The sequence below is a fragment of the Streptomyces thermoalcalitolerans genome (assembly GCF_039525155.1).
Lineage (GTDB): Bacteria > Actinomycetota > Actinomycetes > Streptomycetales > Streptomycetaceae > Streptomyces > Streptomyces thermovulgaris.
The window spans coordinates 16,288-31,200 of record NZ_BAAAHG010000067.1 but is presented as its reverse complement, the minus strand read 5'-3'; the positions used below and the strand labels follow the sequence as shown (position 1 = coordinate 31,200).

At 69.5% G+C, this 14,913-nt stretch carries 13 protein-coding genes; 3 read left to right on the top strand and 10 right to left on the bottom strand.

Annotated elements, in window-relative coordinates; all coding sequences use genetic code 11:
* Positions 1 to 261: 261 nt before the first annotated feature.
* The 3 genes from ABD224_RS26310 to thyX form a co-directional block, all read right to left on the bottom strand.
* Positions 262 to 1,947: a ribonuclease J gene (locus ABD224_RS26310; protein ID WP_344054221.1), complete on the bottom strand. Its 1,686-nt coding sequence runs from the start codon at positions 1,945 to 1,947 to the stop codon at positions 262 to 264.
* Positions 1,948 to 2,116: 169 nt separating this feature from the next.
* Complete coding sequence (gene dapA / locus ABD224_RS26305; RefSeq protein ID WP_344054219.1) at positions 2,117 to 3,016, bottom strand: 4-hydroxy-tetrahydrodipicolinate synthase; 900 nt, start codon at positions 3,014 to 3,016, stop codon at positions 2,117 to 2,119.
* A gap of 221 nt (positions 3,017 to 3,237) precedes the next feature.
* On the bottom strand, positions 3,238 to 3,978 hold the full coding sequence (gene thyX, locus ABD224_RS26300) for an FAD-dependent thymidylate synthase (RefSeq protein ID WP_344054217.1): 741 nt from the start codon (positions 3,976 to 3,978) through the stop codon (positions 3,238 to 3,240).
* Positions 3,979 to 4,188: 210 nt separating this feature from the next.
* On the opposite strand from thyX, the gene ABD224_RS26295 reads away from it, so the two are divergent.
* Both ABD224_RS26295 and ABD224_RS26290 read left to right on the top strand, forming a co-directional pair.
* Positions 4,189 to 4,428, top strand: a complete 240-nt coding sequence (locus ABD224_RS26295; RefSeq protein WP_344054216.1) for a hypothetical protein — start codon at positions 4,189 to 4,191, stop codon at positions 4,426 to 4,428.
* A 91-nt stretch (positions 4,429 to 4,519) separates the two neighbouring features.
* Positions 4,520 to 5,071 (top strand): hypothetical protein, encoded by a 552-nt coding sequence (locus ABD224_RS26290; RefSeq protein ID WP_344054214.1) that lies wholly within the window; start codon positions 4,520 to 4,522, stop codon positions 5,069 to 5,071.
* Positions 5,072 to 5,157: 86 nt separating this feature from the next.
* Here ABD224_RS26290 and ABD224_RS26285 read toward each other — a convergent pair whose 3' ends face one another.
* The 5 genes from ABD224_RS26285 to rpsO form a co-directional block, all read right to left on the bottom strand.
* Positions 5,158 to 5,616: a tetratricopeptide repeat protein gene (locus tag ABD224_RS26285; RefSeq protein ID WP_344054211.1), complete on the bottom strand. Its 459-nt coding sequence runs from the start codon at positions 5,614 to 5,616 to the stop codon at positions 5,158 to 5,160.
* Between the two features lie 31 nt (positions 5,617 to 5,647).
* A complete protein-coding gene (gene dapB, locus ABD224_RS26280) occupies positions 5,648 to 6,400 on the bottom strand; it encodes a 4-hydroxy-tetrahydrodipicolinate reductase (protein WP_344054208.1) in 753 nt (250 codons plus the stop codon).
* Between the two features lie 52 nt (positions 6,401 to 6,452).
* Entirely contained in the window at positions 6,453 to 7,832 is a 1,380-nt protein-coding gene (locus ABD224_RS26275) for a M16 family metallopeptidase (protein ID WP_344054206.1), read from the bottom strand.
* A complete protein-coding gene (locus tag ABD224_RS26270) occupies positions 7,829 to 10,051 on the bottom strand; it encodes a polyribonucleotide nucleotidyltransferase (RefSeq protein WP_344054227.1) in 2,223 nt (740 codons plus the stop codon). The genes ABD224_RS26275 and ABD224_RS26270 overlap by 4 nt, the downstream gene beginning before the upstream one ends.
* Positions 10,052 to 10,388: 337 nt before the next feature.
* Positions 10,389 to 10,676, bottom strand: a complete 288-nt coding sequence (gene rpsO, locus ABD224_RS26265; RefSeq protein WP_067398016.1) for a 30S ribosomal protein S15 — start codon at positions 10,674 to 10,676, stop codon at positions 10,389 to 10,391.
* Positions 10,677 to 10,959: 283 nt separating this feature from the next.
* Here rpsO and ABD224_RS26260 point away from each other — a divergent pair, with 283 nt between their 5' ends.
* On the top strand, positions 10,960 to 11,313 hold the full coding sequence (locus ABD224_RS26260) for a DUF397 domain-containing protein (RefSeq protein WP_344054201.1): 354 nt from the start codon (positions 10,960 to 10,962) through the stop codon (positions 11,311 to 11,313).
* 66 nt (positions 11,314 to 11,379) lie between these two features.
* On the opposite strand, the gene ABD224_RS26255 is transcribed toward ABD224_RS26260, so the two are convergent.
* Entirely contained in the window at positions 11,380 to 12,882 is a 1,503-nt protein-coding gene (locus ABD224_RS26255; protein WP_344054199.1) for an outer membrane protein assembly factor BamB family protein, read from the bottom strand.
* 211 nt (positions 12,883 to 13,093) lie between these two features.
* Entirely contained in the window at positions 13,094 to 14,605 is a 1,512-nt protein-coding gene (gene eccD, locus ABD224_RS26250) for a type VII secretion integral membrane protein EccD (RefSeq protein ID WP_344054197.1), read from the bottom strand.
* Between the last annotated feature and the right edge of the window lie 308 nt (positions 14,606 to 14,913).

Genomic DNA, 14,913 nt, shown 5'->3' with positions numbered 1-14,913 from the left:
TGGCGTTGACTTTTGGCACGCTGTTGAGTTCTCAAGGAACGGACGCTTCCTTCGTACTCACCCCACAGGGCTTTCCTCCGGGCGCTTCCCTTCGGTGCTTCCGACTCTATCAGAGATTCTGAGCCGGTTTTTCCGCCCCCCTCCGGGAGTGTCCCTCGGAGCGCGTGAAGCGCTCGGGTTCCCGTCCGGGCGGAGCCGTAAACGTACTGGAGCAGGGCGCCCCGATGCAAATCGAGGTGCCCCGCTGCTCGTTCGCGCGCGTCAGACCTCCACGACGACGGGGAGGATCATCGGCCGGCGCCGGTAGGTGTCCGAGACCCACTTGCCCAGGGTGCGACGGACGAGCTGCTGCAACTGATGGACGTCCGCGATGCCTTCCTGGGCGGAGCGCTCCAGCACCTCCGAGATCTTCGGGATGACCTCGGCGAAGGCGGAGTCCTCGATGCCGGAGCCGCGGGCCTGGATGTACGGCCCTCCGGTGATCTTGCCGGTGGTGGAGTCGACGACCACGAAGACCGAGATGATGCCCTCGTCCCCGAGGATCTTGCGGTCCTTCAGCGCGGGCTCGCCGATGTCGCCGACCGAGAGGCCGTCGACGTAGACGTATCCGGCCTGGACCTTGCCGGAGATCTTGGCCTTGCCCTCGACGAGGTCGACGGTGACGCCGTCCTCGGCGATGACGATCCGGTCCTGCGGCACTCCGGTGAGGGCGCCCAGCTCGGCGTTGGCCCGCAGATGGCGCCATTCGCCGTGGACCGGCATCAGGTTCTTCGGACGGCAGATGTTGTAGAAGTACAGCAGCTCGCCGGCCGAGGCGTGGCCCGAGACATGGACCTTGGCGTTGCCCTTGTGGACAACGTTGGCGCCCCAGCGGGTCAGGCCGTTGATGACGCGGTAGACCGCGTTCTCGTTGCCGGGGATCAGCGACGACGCGAGGATCACGGTGTCGCCCTCGACGATGCGGATCTGGTGGTCGCGGTTGGCCATCCGCGAGAGGGCCGCCATGGGCTCGCCCTGCGAGCCGGTGCAGACGAGGACCACCTCGTGGTCGGGCAGGTCGTCGAGCGTCTTGACGTCGACCACGAGGCCCGCCGGGACCTTGAGATAGCCGAGATCCCGGGCGATGCCCATGTTGCGGACCATGGAGCGGCCGACGAAGGCGACCCGGCGGCCGTACTCGTGGGCGGTGTCCAGGATCTGCTGGATGCGGTGGACGTGGCTGGCGAAGCTGGCGACGATGATCCGCTTGCGGGCACCGGCGAAGACCTGGCGCAGAACGTTGGAGATCTCTCGCTCGGGCGGGACGAAGCCCGGCACTTCGGCGTTGGTGGAGTCCGCAAGGAGAAGGTCGATGCCCTCCTCGCTGAGCCGCGCGAACGTGTGCAGGTCGGTCAGACGCTTGTCCAGCGGCAGCTGGTCCATCTTGAAGTCGCCGGTGTGCACCACCAGGCCGGCCGGGGTGCGGATGGCGACGGCCAGGGCGTCCGGAATGGAGTGGTTGACCGCGATGAACTCGCAGTCGAAGGGGCCGATGTGCTCGCGCTGCCCTTCCGCGACCTCGAGGGTGTACGGGCGGATGCGGTGCTCCTGGAGCTTGGCCTCGATGAGGGCCAGGGTGAGCTTGGAGCCGATCAGAGGGATGTCCGGCTTCTCCCGCAGAAGGTAGGGGACGCCGCCGATGTGGTCCTCGTGGCCATGGGTGAGGACGATGCCCTCGATGTCGTCGAGGCGGTCCCGGATGGACGAGAAGTCCGGCAGGATCAGGTCGATTCCGGGCTGCTCCTCCTCGGGGAAGAGCACTCCGCAGTCGACGATCAGCAGGCGGCCGCCGAATTCGAAGACGGTCATGTTCCGGCCGATTTCGCCCAGGCCGCCGAGCGGGGTGACACGCAGGCCCCCCTCGGCGAGCGGCGGGGGCGGGCCGAGTTCAGGATGCGGATGACTCAAAAGACTCTCCTCAACCACGTGCGCCACGTACCGGTGGGCACGTGGCGCGCGTGACGTTCGTGCAGAAGCAGTTGTCGTTGTGTTGTGGGTGCGGGCACCGGTGTCCCGCGTATTCAGTTGTGAGGGCTTTGGTGGGTCCGCGCCGGGCGGGTGGGACGAAGTCCCGTTGTCAGAGCTGTACCCCGCCGGCGGCGAGATCGGTCTTGAGCTGCTCGATCTCTTCGGGCGTGAGCTCGATCATGGGGGGCCGCAGCGGCCCGCCGGGCAGCCCCAGCAGGGCGAGGGCGGCCTTGGTGGTCATGACGCCCTGGGTGCGGAACATGCCGGTGTAGACCGGGAGCAGCTTCTGGTGGATCTCGGTGGCCTTCTGGACGTCGCCGGCCGTGTACGCCTCGACGAGGGCGCGCAGGTCCGGGGTGACGACATGGCCGACGACGGAGACGAAGCCGACGGCGCCCACGGAGAGCAGGGGCAGGTTGAGCATGTCGTCGCCGGAGTACCAGGCGAGGCCGGAGCGGGCGATGGCCCAGCTGGCGCGGCCGAGGTCACCCTTGGCGTCCTTGTTGGCGACGATCCGCGGGTGCTCGGCGAGGCGGACGATCGTCTCGGTGTTGATCGGGACACCGCTGCGGCCGGGGATGTCGTAGAGCATGACCGGCAGGCCGGTCGCGTCGGCGATGGCCTTGAAGTGCCGGTACAGGCCCTCCTGCGGAGGCTTGTTGTAGTACGGCGTGACGGTCAGCAGACCGTGTGCACCGGCCTTCTCGGCGGCGCGGGCGAGCGCGATGCTGTGGTGGGTGTCGTTGGTGCCGACGCCGGCCACGATGTGGGCGCGGTCTCCGACCGCTTCCAGGACCGCGCGGACCAGGTCCGTTTTCTCCGCATCGCTGGTGGTGGGGGACTCGCCGGTGGTGCCGTTGATGATCAGGCCGTCGTTGCCTGCGTCCACCAGGTGGGTGGCGAGCTGCTGCGCGCCGTCGAGGTCGAGTGCGCCGTCCGCCGTGAAGGGCGTGACCATGGCGGTGAGGACCCGCCCGAAGGGGGTCTGCGGAGTCGAGGTCGGAGCCATGGGTTACACGCTACTCGCTGCTCTGTGTGGTGGCTGCCCTAGGGGCTGCGACCGAGGTGACAACCGATGTGACACGGGGAGCCCGGCACTGCCTGCTCGGGGGTTCAGGCAGTGCCGGGTCCGTTCGATCAGGCTAGATGAACTTCTTCAAAGGCCGCAATATGGACACTTCTCCAGGCTGACCCGTCCCGTCCGACCTGGGCGGACGGGCGGTCGCCTGCCTACGGCGCGACCCTGCCGTTGGCGTTGAAGGCGGCATGGGTCAGCGGCATGAGCTTCGCCCACTCGGCCTCCATCTTCTCGCCGACCATCTCGATCTCCCGCTGCGGGAAGGAGGGCACCTTGGCCAGCTCGTGCCGGGTGCGCAGGCCGAGGAAGTGCATCAGCGAGCGGGCGTTGCAGGTGGCGTACATCGAGGAGTACAGGCCCACCGGGAGCACCGAGCGGGCGACCTCGCGGGCCACTCCGGCGGCGAGCATCTCCTGGTACGCCTCGTAGGCCTGGCGGTAGGACTCCTTCATGGCCCGGTCGACCAGCTCCTGCTGGGCCTTCGTGCCCTCGACGAACTGGTACTTGCCCGGGCGCCCCTCCTGGACGAGCTTGCGGGACTCGTCGGGGACGTAGAAGACCGGCTGGAGCTCCCGGTAGCGCCCGCTCTCCTCGTTGTACGACCAGCCGACCCGGTGCCTCATGAACTCACGGAAGACGAAGATCGGGGCGCTGATGAAGAACGTCATCGAGTTGTGCTCGAAGGGGCTGCCGTGGCGGTCCCGCATCAGGAAGTTGATCAGCCCCTTGGAACGCTCCGGGTCCTTGTTCAGCTCGTCCAGAGACTGCTCGCCGAGGGTCGAGACGCGGGCTGCGAACAGGACGTCGGCGTCCGACGCGGTGTGCTTGACCAGCTCGACGGTGACATCGCTGCGGAAGCTGATCTTCAGGTCGTCGGCGGGGGTGTCGGTCACGGCGTGGAGAGTCCCTTCCTTCACTTCTCTGGGCGGCGCCCACTCTACGGGCCGCCTCTGACAGCGAAGCGTCCGGTGCCGGGGAGCGACATCTTCGGCGAAGAACTGTGATTTCGGGGAACCGGGCACCTTTCGGGACAGTCAATCGTCTATGTGGGTGAGACACATCAGTTCGACCGGAAAGTCGACCGGAAAGGAGCCGTACTCTCGATGTCACTTCGGCGCGAGCCCATCCCGTTCGCCTTTGTCGCCGAAGCCGACAAGTTCCGCAGCAACGTCACTCCCCCGCCTCCCGAGCCCCTGTCCGCCGGTCAGATCGTCGAGCGCTGTCTGCTGGGCCTGACGATCGTCGCGGCACTGGTGGGTTCCCTCGTCCTGGGGATCCCCGCACTGACGGTTCCCGACGCCCCCACCGAGACACAGCAGTCCCAGGTCGCCCACGACCGCTGACCTTCCCCCGGCCCCCCACGGGTGGTGGGCATGAACACGTGGAGATAGCCTCACCGCCACAGCTTGTGCGTGGATCGAGTGAGGACCAGCCGTGCCCCTGCCCTTCCTGACGGCCGACCGCGCGTTCGACGCGGCGGACGATGCCGTGCTGTTCGACGACCGCGAGCGCTGGCGGCGCCCCTACCGGCCCGGGCCGTGCCGGGTGGGGGCGGCCGCCCTTCTGCTGCTGTTCGCCTCGTTCGTGCTGCTCGCGGGCGTTGTGATCGCGTTCACCGCCACCTTTTCCTCCGCCGGTGTCTGCTTCGGTCTGGCCCTGGCCGTGATCGCCGGCGCGCTGCGGCTGCTGCGCATGGGCGTGTGGGTCAGCACGCGCGGGCTGCGCCACGTGGGCTTTTTCGTCACCCGTACGACCCCCTGGCCGCAGGTGGCGGCGGTACGGGTCGTGCAGCAGCCGGTGCGCTGGCTGGGGCTGCCGCGCACGGTGCAGGGGCAGGCGCTGGTGCTCAGCCGCAGGGGCCGTGGGGCGCAGGAGCTGCCGCCGTTGCTGACCACGCACAACGCCGACTTCCTGGGCCGTCTGGCGGTGTTCGACCGGGCCGCGGACGTGGTGGAGGCCTGGGCGGAGGAGAACAGAAGGCGCTGAGGGCCGGGCCGATGTCGTGCCGGTGGGCCCGGTCCGCGCCGTATGACCGCGGACCGGGCCCACCGGCATGACGGGGTGCTCCGGGCTCAGGCGGCCCCGGCCGACCGCTTGCCGTCGTGCAGGTCGATCGCCCGCTGCATCGCCTTGCGGGCGCGCTGGGGGTCGCGGGCGTCGTGGTAGGCGATGGCGAGACGGAACCAGGTGCGCCAGTCGTCGGGGGCCGCCTCCGTCTCGGCCTTGCGCCGGGCGAAGACCTCGTCGGCCGAGTCGCGGTCGATGCGCCCGCTCGGTGTGCGCTTCAGCTCGTCGACGGGCAGGCCCCCCTCGGCGTCGAGCTCGGCGGCGAGCCGGTTGGCGTCACGGACGAACCGGGTGTTCTTCCACAGGAACCACAGGCCGATCACCGGCAGGATCAGTACGGCGATCCCGAGGGAGACGGTCACGGGCGTGCCGGACCGGATGAGCAGAACGCCGCGGCTGCCGACCAGGACGAAGTAGAAGACCAGGACGGCGGCCGTGACGCAATAGGTGATCTTCGCGCGCATGAGGGGCTCGGGCTTCGGTTCGCTCGGGGGCTCAGTCGAGGTCGAGGAAGTGCTCCAGGCCGAAGGTCAGCCCCGGAGTGGTCACCACACGGCGCACGCCGAGCAGGATGCCCGGCATGAAGCTGCTGTGGTGGAGCGAGTCGTGGCGGATGGTGAGTGTCTCGCCCTCGCCGCCCAGCAGGACCTCCTGGTGGGCGAGCAGTCCGCGCAGGCGCACGGCGTGGACCGGCACGCCGTCGACCCTGGCGCCGCGGGCGCCGTCCAGGGCGGTGACGGTGGCGTCCGGCGCGGGGGGCGAGCCGGCCTTGGCGCGGGCCTCGGCGATGAGCTGGGCGGTGCGGGTGGCGGTGCCGGAGGGGGCGTCGGCCTTGTTCGGGTGGTGCAGTTCGACGACCTCGACGGACTCGAAGTACGGCGCGGCGATCTGCGCGAACTTCATGGTGAGCACCGCGCCGATGGAGAAGTTCGGGGCGATGAGCACACCGGTCTTGGGGGACTGGGCGAGCCAGTCCTTCAGCTGCGCGAGGCGCTCGTCGGTCCAGCCGGTGGTGCCGACGACGGCGTGGATGCCGTGCCGTACGCAGAAGTCGAGGTTGCCCATGACCGAGGCGGGGGTGGTCAGCTCGACCGCCACCTGGGCACCGGCCTCGACCAGGGTCTCCAGCTTGTCGCCCCGGCCGAGGGCGGCGACCAGCTCCATGTCCTCGGCGGCCTCGACCGCCCGTACCGCCTCGGACCCGATCCGGCCCCGGGCACCGAGGACCGCCACGCGCAGCTTGCTCATCTTTCGTTTCCTTACCACCGACAGACGGACAACGGACAGAGAAGACCGAGGATCAGGCGACCACGTCGTGCAGACGCGCGGCCTGCTTGTCCTTGAGCGGGCCGATGACCGACAGCGACGGGCGCTGTCCCAGGATGTCCCGGGCGACCTCGCGGACCTCGTCCGGCGTGACCGCCGCCATCCGGGCCAGCATGTCGTCGACGGAGATCTGCTCGCCCCAGCACAGCTCGCTTTTGCCGATGCGGTTCATCAGCGCACCGGTGTCCTCCAGGCCGAGGACGGTGGAGCCCTGGAGCTGGCCGATGGCGCGGCCGATCTCCTCGTCGGTCAGCCCGTTGCGGGCGACGTGGTCGAGTTCGTCGCGGCAGATCCGCAGAACGTCGTGCACCTGGCTCGGGCGGCAGCCGGCGTAGACGCCGAACAGGCCGCAGTCGGCGAAGCTGGAGGTGTAGGAGTACACGCTGTAGGCCAGGCCGCGCTTCTCCCGGACCTCCTGGAACAGACGGGAGGACATGCCGCCGCCGAGGGCGGTGTTCAGCACCCCGAGGGCCCAGCGGCGCTCGTCGGTGCGGGCCAGGCCCGGCACGCCGAGGACGACATGGGCCTGCTCCGTCCTGCGGCCCTGCAGTTCGACACGGCCGGCGGTGCGCAGGTCGCGGTGCCCGGCGCGCGGGGCGACGGGGTCGGCCGGGCCGTTCCTGAAGGCGCCGGCCTTCTCGAAGGCGGCACGGACCTGCCGTACGACCTTGGCGTGGTCGATGTTGCCGGCGCAGGCGACGACCAGGTGCGTGGGGTCGTAGTGCTTCCTGTAGAAGCGGCGGATGCCGTCGGCGGTGAGGGCGTTGACGGTGTCGACGGTGCCGAGGACCGGGCGGCCGAGGGGGTCGTCGCCGAACATGGCGTACGCGAACAGGTCGTGCACGCAGTCGCTGGGATCGTCCTCGGTCATGGCGATCTCCTCGAGGATCGCGCCGCGCTCGACGTCGACGTCCTCCTCGCGGATCAGCGAGCCGGTGAGCATGTCGCAGACGATGTCGATGGCGAGCGGCAGATCGGTGTCGAGGACACGCGCGTAGTAGCACGTGTACTCCTTCGCCGTGAAGGCGTTCATCTCGCCGCCGACGGCGTCGATGGCGGAGGAGATCTCCAGCGCGGACCGGCGGGAGGTGCCCTTGAAGAGCAGGTGCTCCAGGTAGTGGGTGGCACCGTTCAGCGCCGGGGGCTCGTCGCGGGAGCCGACGTGCGCCCAGATGCCGAAGGTGGCGGAGCGCACGGAGGGCAGGGTCTCGGTGACGATGCGCAGGCCGCCGGGGAGGATGGTCCTGCGGACGGTACCGATGCCGTTCTCGCCCTTGATGAGCGTTCGGGTACGGGCGACGGCCCGCGCCTCCTGGGAGGTGCGGGCCGTCGCCTTGAAGTCATGGGACGTCACTTGCCGGCGTCGTCCTTCTGCTCTTCGTTGCCGCCTTCCCCGTTCTCGAGCACGGGAACGAGGGAGAGCTTGCCGCGGGAGTCGATCTCGGCGATCTCGACCTGGATCTTCTGGCCCACGCCGACCACGTCCTCGACGTTCTCCACGCGCTTGCCGCCGGCCAGCTTGCGGATCTGCGAGATGTGCAGCAGACCGTCCTTGCCGGGCAGCAGGGAGATGAACGCGCCGAAGGTGGTCGTCTTCACGACCGTACCGAGGTACCGCTCGCCGACCTCGGGCATCGTCGGGTTGGCGATGCCGTTGATCGCGGCGCGGGCGGCCTCGGCGGACGGGCCGTCGGAGGCACCGATGTAGATGGTGCCGTCGTCCTCGATGGTGATCTCGGCGCCCGTGTCCTCCTGGATCTGGTTGATCATCTTGCCCTTGGGGCCGATGACCTCGCCGATCTTGTCGACCGGGATCTTGACCGTGATGATCCGCGGGGCGTGCGGGGACATCTCGTCGGGCCGGTCGATGGCCTCCATCATCACATCGAGGATGTGCAGGCGGGCGTCGCGGGCCTGCTTGAGGGCCGCGGCCAGGACGGAGGCCGGGATGCCGTCCAGCTTGGTGTCGAGCTGGAGGGCGGTGATGAAGTCCTTCGTACCGGCGACCTTGAAGTCCATGTCGCCGAAGGCGTCCTCGGCACCGAGGATGTCGGTCAGGGTGACGTAGTGCGTCTCGCCGTCGATCTCCTCGGAGATCAGGCCCATGGCGATACCGGCGACGGGGGCCTTGAGCGGCACACCGGCGTTCAGGAGCGACATGGTGGAGGCGCAGACCGACCCCATGGAGGTCGAGCCGTTGGAGCCGAGGGCCTCGGAGACCTGGCGGATCGCGTAGGGGAACTCCTCACGCGAGGGCAGCACCGGGATCAGGGCGCGCTCGGCGAGGGCGCCGTGACCGATCTCGCGGCGCTTGGGGGAGCCGACGCGACCGGTCTCGCCGGTGGAGTACGGCGGGAAGTTGTAGTTGTGCATGTAGCGCTTGCGGGTCACCGGGGAGAGGGTGTCCAGCTGCTGCTCCATGCGCAGCATGTTGAGCGTGGTGACACCCAGGATCTGGGTCTCGCCCCGCTCGAACAGCGCGGAGCCGTGCACCCGCGGGATGGCCTCGACCTCGGCGGCCAGGGTGCGGATGTCGGTGACGCCGCGGCCGTCGATGCGCTTCTTCTCCTTGATGATCCGCTCGCGGACCAGGCTCTTGGTCAGCGCGCGGTACGCGGCGGAGATCTCCTTCTCGCGGCCCTCGAACTCGGGCAGCAGCTTCTCGGCGGCCAGGTCCTTGACGCGGTCCAGCTCGGCCTCGCGCTCCTGCTTGCCGGGGATGGTGAGCGCCTGGGCGAGCTCGGGACGGATGGCGGCGGTCAGCGCCTCCATCACGTCGTCGTGGTAGTCGAGGAAGATCGGGAACTCGGCGGTCGGCTTGGCGGCCTTGGCGGCGAGGTCCGCCTGAGCGCGGCACAGCACCTTGATGAAGGGCTTCGCCGCCTCGAGACCGGCCGCGACGACCTCCTCGGTGGGTGCCTCGGCGCCGCCCTCGATGAGCTTGACGGTCTTCTCGGTGGCCTCGGCCTCGACCATCATGATCGCGACATCGCCGTCCTCCAGGACACGGCCGGCGACCACCATGTCGAAGACGGCTTCCTCGAGCTCGGTGTGCGTCGGGAACGCGACCCACTGGCCGCGGATCAGCGCGACGCGGACACCGCCGATCGGACCGGAGAAGGGCAGGCCGGCCAGCTGCGTGGACGCGGAGGCGGCGTTGATCGCCACGACGTCGTACAGGTGGTCGGGGTTGAGCGCCAGGACCGTGGCGATGATCTGGATCTCGTTGCGCAGGCCCTTCTTGAAGGACGGGCGCAGCGGGCGGTCGATCAGGCGGCAGGTGAGGATCGCGTCCTCGGAGGGCCGGCCCTCACGGCGGAAGAAGCTGCCGGGGATCTTCCCGGCGGCGTACATGCGCTCTTCGACGTCGACCGTCAGCGGGAAGAAGTCGAGCTGTTCCTTGGGCTGCTTGGAGGCGGTGGTGGCCGACAGCACCATGGTGTCGTCGTCCAGGTACGCCACGGCGGAGCCCGCGGCCTGCCTGGCCAGACGGCCCGTCTCGAAACGGATGGTACGGGTGCCGAAGGAACCGTTGTCGATCACGGCTTCGGCGTAGTGGGTCTCGTTCTCCACTAGCGTTTTCTCCTCGTCCTCGTCCCTCGCCCGTACGGCGGGGACGGTGGTGGAGAAGCGCTCCGTCTGGTGCGGGCCGGTCTTCGATCGAAGCACCCGGGGTTCCTGCCCCGGGGGCCACTACCGAGGACCGGCGGCGGCGAGGTGCGCTTCCCCTCGTTCGTCGGGCACGATGACGCCGTGCCCTGCCGGGCAGGCCGCATCACGCCGCGTCACAGTTTTTGTGTCGTACGTTCTGCTACCACACTACAAAGGGGTGGTGACAGTCCGCACGTTTCCTTGCGTACGGCGAAGGGAGCGGCCCCTGTCCTGCGGGAACCGCTCCCTTCCTGGCGTCTTACTTGGCGCCCGCCGCACCACGGCGGATGCCGAGGCGGTCGACCAGCGTACGGAAGCGCTGGATGTCCTTCTTGGCGAGGTACTGCAGCAGGCGACGGCGCTGACCGACCAGGATCAGCAGACCACGGCGGGAGTGGTGGTCGTGCTTGTGGGTCTTGAGGTGCTCGGTCAGGTCGGAGATCCGACGGGTGAGCAGAGCGACCTGGACCTCGGGGGAGCCGGTGTCACCCTCCTTGGTGCTGAACTCGGCGATGATCTGCTTCTTCGTGGCGGCGTCGAGCGACACGCGTACTCCTCATGGTCTGTGAGTTGCCACCGAGTGCCCCCGGCCTTCTTCTCGGGGGAACTTCCGCTACTCGGGAGGCGGGGTCCGCTGGGCGCGACCTCCAGGGTTCGCAGGGTCACCTGCGGATGGGTTCCGGGGGTGCGTACACAAACGGCCGTCCGCCAGCCTACCAGGCTTGAAGGGGCCTCCTTGCCGCAGGCCGGCGATGGCCTCCGACGAGGACGGACCGGCCACTAGGGTGAGCCCCGACACATGTGCACACATCCGAAGGGGGCGCTGCGGCATGGCGGAGACGGAAGCGGAGATCAAGGCACGCAAGGAGCGGGAGCGCGACGAGCTGTACGCCCTCGACATCTCGGGGGTGGAGTGGCACTGTGCCCCGGGCACGGAGGAACACGAGGAGCGCGTCGAGATCGCCTACCTTCCCGGCGGTGCCGTGGCCATGCGGTCCTCCCTCGACCCCGACACGGTGCTCCGCTACACGGAGGCGGAGTGGCGGGCGTTCGTCCTGGGGGCCAGGGACGGGGAGTTCGACCTGGAGCCGGCACCGCGCGACGGGGGCTCCGCGGAGAGGGAAGGCGCGAAGAAGGAAAAGGAAGAGAACGCGAAGAAGGAAAGGGAAGAGAAAGAGGCATAGAAGACGCGGGCGCGGGGCGGGCGGCACGTACGCGTGCCGCCCGCCCCGCGTGCACCGGGTGTGCCGTCACTTCCGGCGGGCACCGCTTTCCATCCCGAGGACCAGCCACTCCCAGCTCTTCTCCTTGCCGTCGGCAGGTCTCTCGGCCCGCCGGGTGCCGAAGAACAGGCGGCCGTCCTGGACCACGACGTCGTTGTGTTTCAGATGGGTGAGCAGTTCGCCGTCCAGGGGCACACCGAAGTAGAAGTACGGCGTCTCCGCGCCGGTCCTCGGATCCAGGACCACGAGTGCCGAGGGCGAGATGCGGTCCTCGCTCATCCGCAGTCCCAGCAACTGGTCACCGCTCATGCGCAGCGGGTACAGCAGTGCGTTCGGCCCCGACTCGAACTTCTCGGTGGTGTGTCCGGTGGCCAGGTCGAAGCCGATGATCCAGTTCGAGGGGTACAGGCCGCTGCCCTTGACCTCCTCGCTCCGGAGGAAAACCTGGCCGTTGCCGACGGAGATGGTCTGGCAGTCGTCGAGGACGAGGTAGTACTCGTCGTTGCACTCTCCGACGTAGAACGTGTTGCGAAGGGAGATCGTGGCACGGCGCCTGCCCTGACCGTCCAGGGAGAGCAGTTCGGTGAACCCGTTTTCACCTGCCGAGACGGCGAGGACGGCCGGGTCGGCGGAGGGCACGCGCACATCCCTGACACCCGCTGCCACCGGGTACGTCCACAGAACACGGCCAGTGCGCGGATCCACTTTGCGCACCCGATAGGTGGTCGTCTCCCACGGGTTGGGCGACTGTTTGTGGTGCAGGCACTGGACCCGGACCAGCAGCGCTCGCCCGCCCGCGGCGCCGGCGTCCCAGCACCGGCCGGTGGCTTTGGTGCGCCACAGCCGCCTGCCCTCGTCCATGTCGTACGCCTCGGATCCCCTGCCCCAGGTCACGGCCACCGTGGCGCGGGTGAGCGTCACGCTGGGCCGGCGTACGTCGTCGCTGTTCAGGGGGAAGACGTTCTCCCAGATCTTCTGCCCGTCGTCCAGGTCGACGAAGGTCACACGGTTGCAGGGGGCGTCCTCGTCCCTGCTCTCCCTGGACAGGACGGCCGTGCGGTGGTCGCCGGTCACATGGCGCGTGTATCCGCAGATCGGGCCGGAGAGCCGGAGCCGCCACACCTCCTCGCCGGGCGACGCGTCCGTACCGATCCTGAAGCCGGCAAGTGTGCTTCTGATGCCCTTGGCCAGGATCTTGTCCGTGGCCCACATCCCCGGCATCTCGACGGCCTCACCGGGAGTCAAGTCGTCGCTGGAGAAGCGGAATGCCATGACACCGGTGGTGTTCGCGGGCCGTTTCTCGACCGTCTCCCGGATGTCGAGGCGGCCCTGGCCGGCGGCGGACGGCTTTCCGCCCGGCTTGCCCGGTGTCCTGTTCCCGTTCACCACGACCAGTGCGACCACGGCCAGGGCCGCCACGAGCACGCTCGCCACCAGTCCCAGCAGCTTGTTCCTGCGGCGTCTTCTGCGTCGCTCCTCCGCGCTCAGGGCGGACTGCGTGTACATGGAGGGCGGCGGTCCGAAGCTCACGCGACAAGGTCCCTTCATCAGGTGAGGCAGCCGGCCGGTCGTCGAACAGCAGCCGGCTGGAAACCGGGGATCGAGGGCGGTCGGCTCTGCCTCCGCGTCGCTTCGTCGCCTCGAGCGGTTGACGCGCCGCTCGACGTGTTGCGCTGCTCGCCGGCTTTCCACCCGAAGGACAGGCGGTCCTCCGCCGCCTGTCCGCGCCGTGTCCGGTGGCTCAGCCGGTCATCGAGCGCACCGTCGCGTACACGTCGAACACGGCCAGGACCAGCGGCAGCAGGGTGAGCAGGACGAAGCCTTCCGCGATCTCCAGGAAGCGGCCCCAGAAAGGGGTGACGCCGCGTCGCGGAATGATCAGCCCGATGACGGTGACCAGGGCGGCCGCCGCGCCGATGGCGGCCACGAGCCAGACGCTGCGCAGATCGAGGGCGGTGGTGTCGCCCCGCAGTGCGTCGCGCACGTACTCCACGGGCGGGTGCAGCGCGAGGCCGATGCCGAGGAGGACAAGGGCGGCCAGGCCGGCGGCCAGGGTGGCGGCGACCTGGGCGGTGTAGCGGAACAGACCGGCGCGCATCAGCATCGCCACTCCGGTCGCGCACGCCAGGAGCTGCGCCCAGAGGTTGCCGGAGAAGCCGAGGACGACCGACGCGCCCACCGCGACGAGCGCACAGCCGCCGACGAGTCCGACGAGCAGTTCGTGGCCGCGGCGCACCTGTGCCGCGATGCGCTCGGCGTCCACGGGCTCATGCGTGTCGGGCTCGTTCTCCGTGTAGGCGCCCCGCACGGGGGTGGGCACCTCGAAGCCGATGGGCAGCCGCGCGAAGCGCAGGGACAGTCCGGGCAGGAAGGCCAGCGCGCTCACGGCGAGCAGGGCGCAGACGGCGGCCGTCTCGATGGGCCTGAGGTCGGTGAGGATCCCGATGAACGTGGTGACCAGCCCGACCGCGGAAGCGAGGACGAACGCCACGAAGGGGCCGTCACCGCCCGGCGAGACCAGGGTGAGCAGGACGGAGACGATCAGGACCGCCGCGCAGGCGAGCAGGAACTGAAGCCTTCCGACGCCCTGCCCGTCGGCGAGCGGCAGCAGCCCGGACCCCGCCACGGCGACGTTCGGCAGGGCGCCCAGGCCCAGGGCGACCGCGGAGCCCCGGTCGTCGTACACCCGCGCACGCACACACGCGACGGCGGTCAGGAGCACTCCGGCGACGGCGGCGAGGACGCCCTGAAGACTGTGCATGTCGTGGCGGATCTGCGAGCTCCAGGCCACGAACGCCAGCAGCGCGGGCAGGATGCCGCCCGCGACCAGACCGGCCGCCCGCGTCAGCTCGCCGTTCCACAGCGCCCGGTCGCGGGTGACGGCGGAGGCCACCGCCTCGGAGACGTCGTCGAAGACGGCGGGCGGCAACGACTCGGCGAACGGGCGCAGCGCGAGCAGTTCGCCGTCGAGGATGCGCTGTGCCGTGAGGGAACGGGAGCTGTCGAGGACGGTGCCGTCGCGGCGGACGAGGTGATACCCGACGGGTGCGCCCTCGGCGGGACTCTGCCGGGCGAGCCGCAGGATCTCCGGGTACAGGTCCGCGACCGGTACGTCGTCGGGCAGCGCCACGTCGATCCGGCTGTCGGGCGCCACGATCGTGACCCGGCAGAAGCCGAACTCGCCCGCTCCGGCAGGGGCTCCGGTGCCCGGTCCGGCAGTGGTGCCGGCCGGCGCGGAGGCCGTCGTGCTCACCTGCTGTTCCCCCTCGTCGGTGGTGGGGCCGGCCGGCGCATCACCGGCACACGCCCGCCCTTGAAGATCATGTGCATGTCTCGGCGGAGTCCGTACGGCGCCTTCCCCGCTGCCGGAGCCGGCCGCACCGTCCCGGCCGGACGGCGCCGGGGACACCCGCTTCGAACACCGCGCATCGCCCGGTTTTCTCACCCGATGTCACCGGGCCGGTTCGCACTTGCTCACACGTCTCATCCGGCACCCTACCGCCCGTGGGTTCCGCTGGTTGTCAGTAGGATCGCCGTTCGCGACCGGCGTCCGCATGAGAC

Excerpts from the sequence above, each read along its gene's own strand:
- dapB (WP_344054208.1), bottom strand. The coding sequence starts at position 6,400 with ATGAGCAAGCTGCGCGTGGCGGTCCTCGGTGCCCGGGGCCGGATCGGG.
- ABD224_RS26285 (WP_344054211.1), bottom strand. The coding sequence starts at position 5,616 with ATGCGCGCGAAGATCACCTATTGCGTCACGGCCGCCGTCCTGGTCTTC.
- dapA (WP_344054219.1), bottom strand. The coding sequence starts at position 3,016 with ATGGCTCCGACCTCGACTCCGCAGACCCCCTTCGGGCGGGTCCTCACC.
- ABD224_RS26260 (WP_344054201.1), top strand. The coding sequence starts at position 10,960 with ATGGCGGAGACGGAAGCGGAGATCAAGGCACGCAAGGAGCGGGAGCGC.
- ABD224_RS26295 (WP_344054216.1), top strand. The coding sequence starts at position 4,189 with ATGTCACTTCGGCGCGAGCCCATCCCGTTCGCCTTTGTCGCCGAAGCC.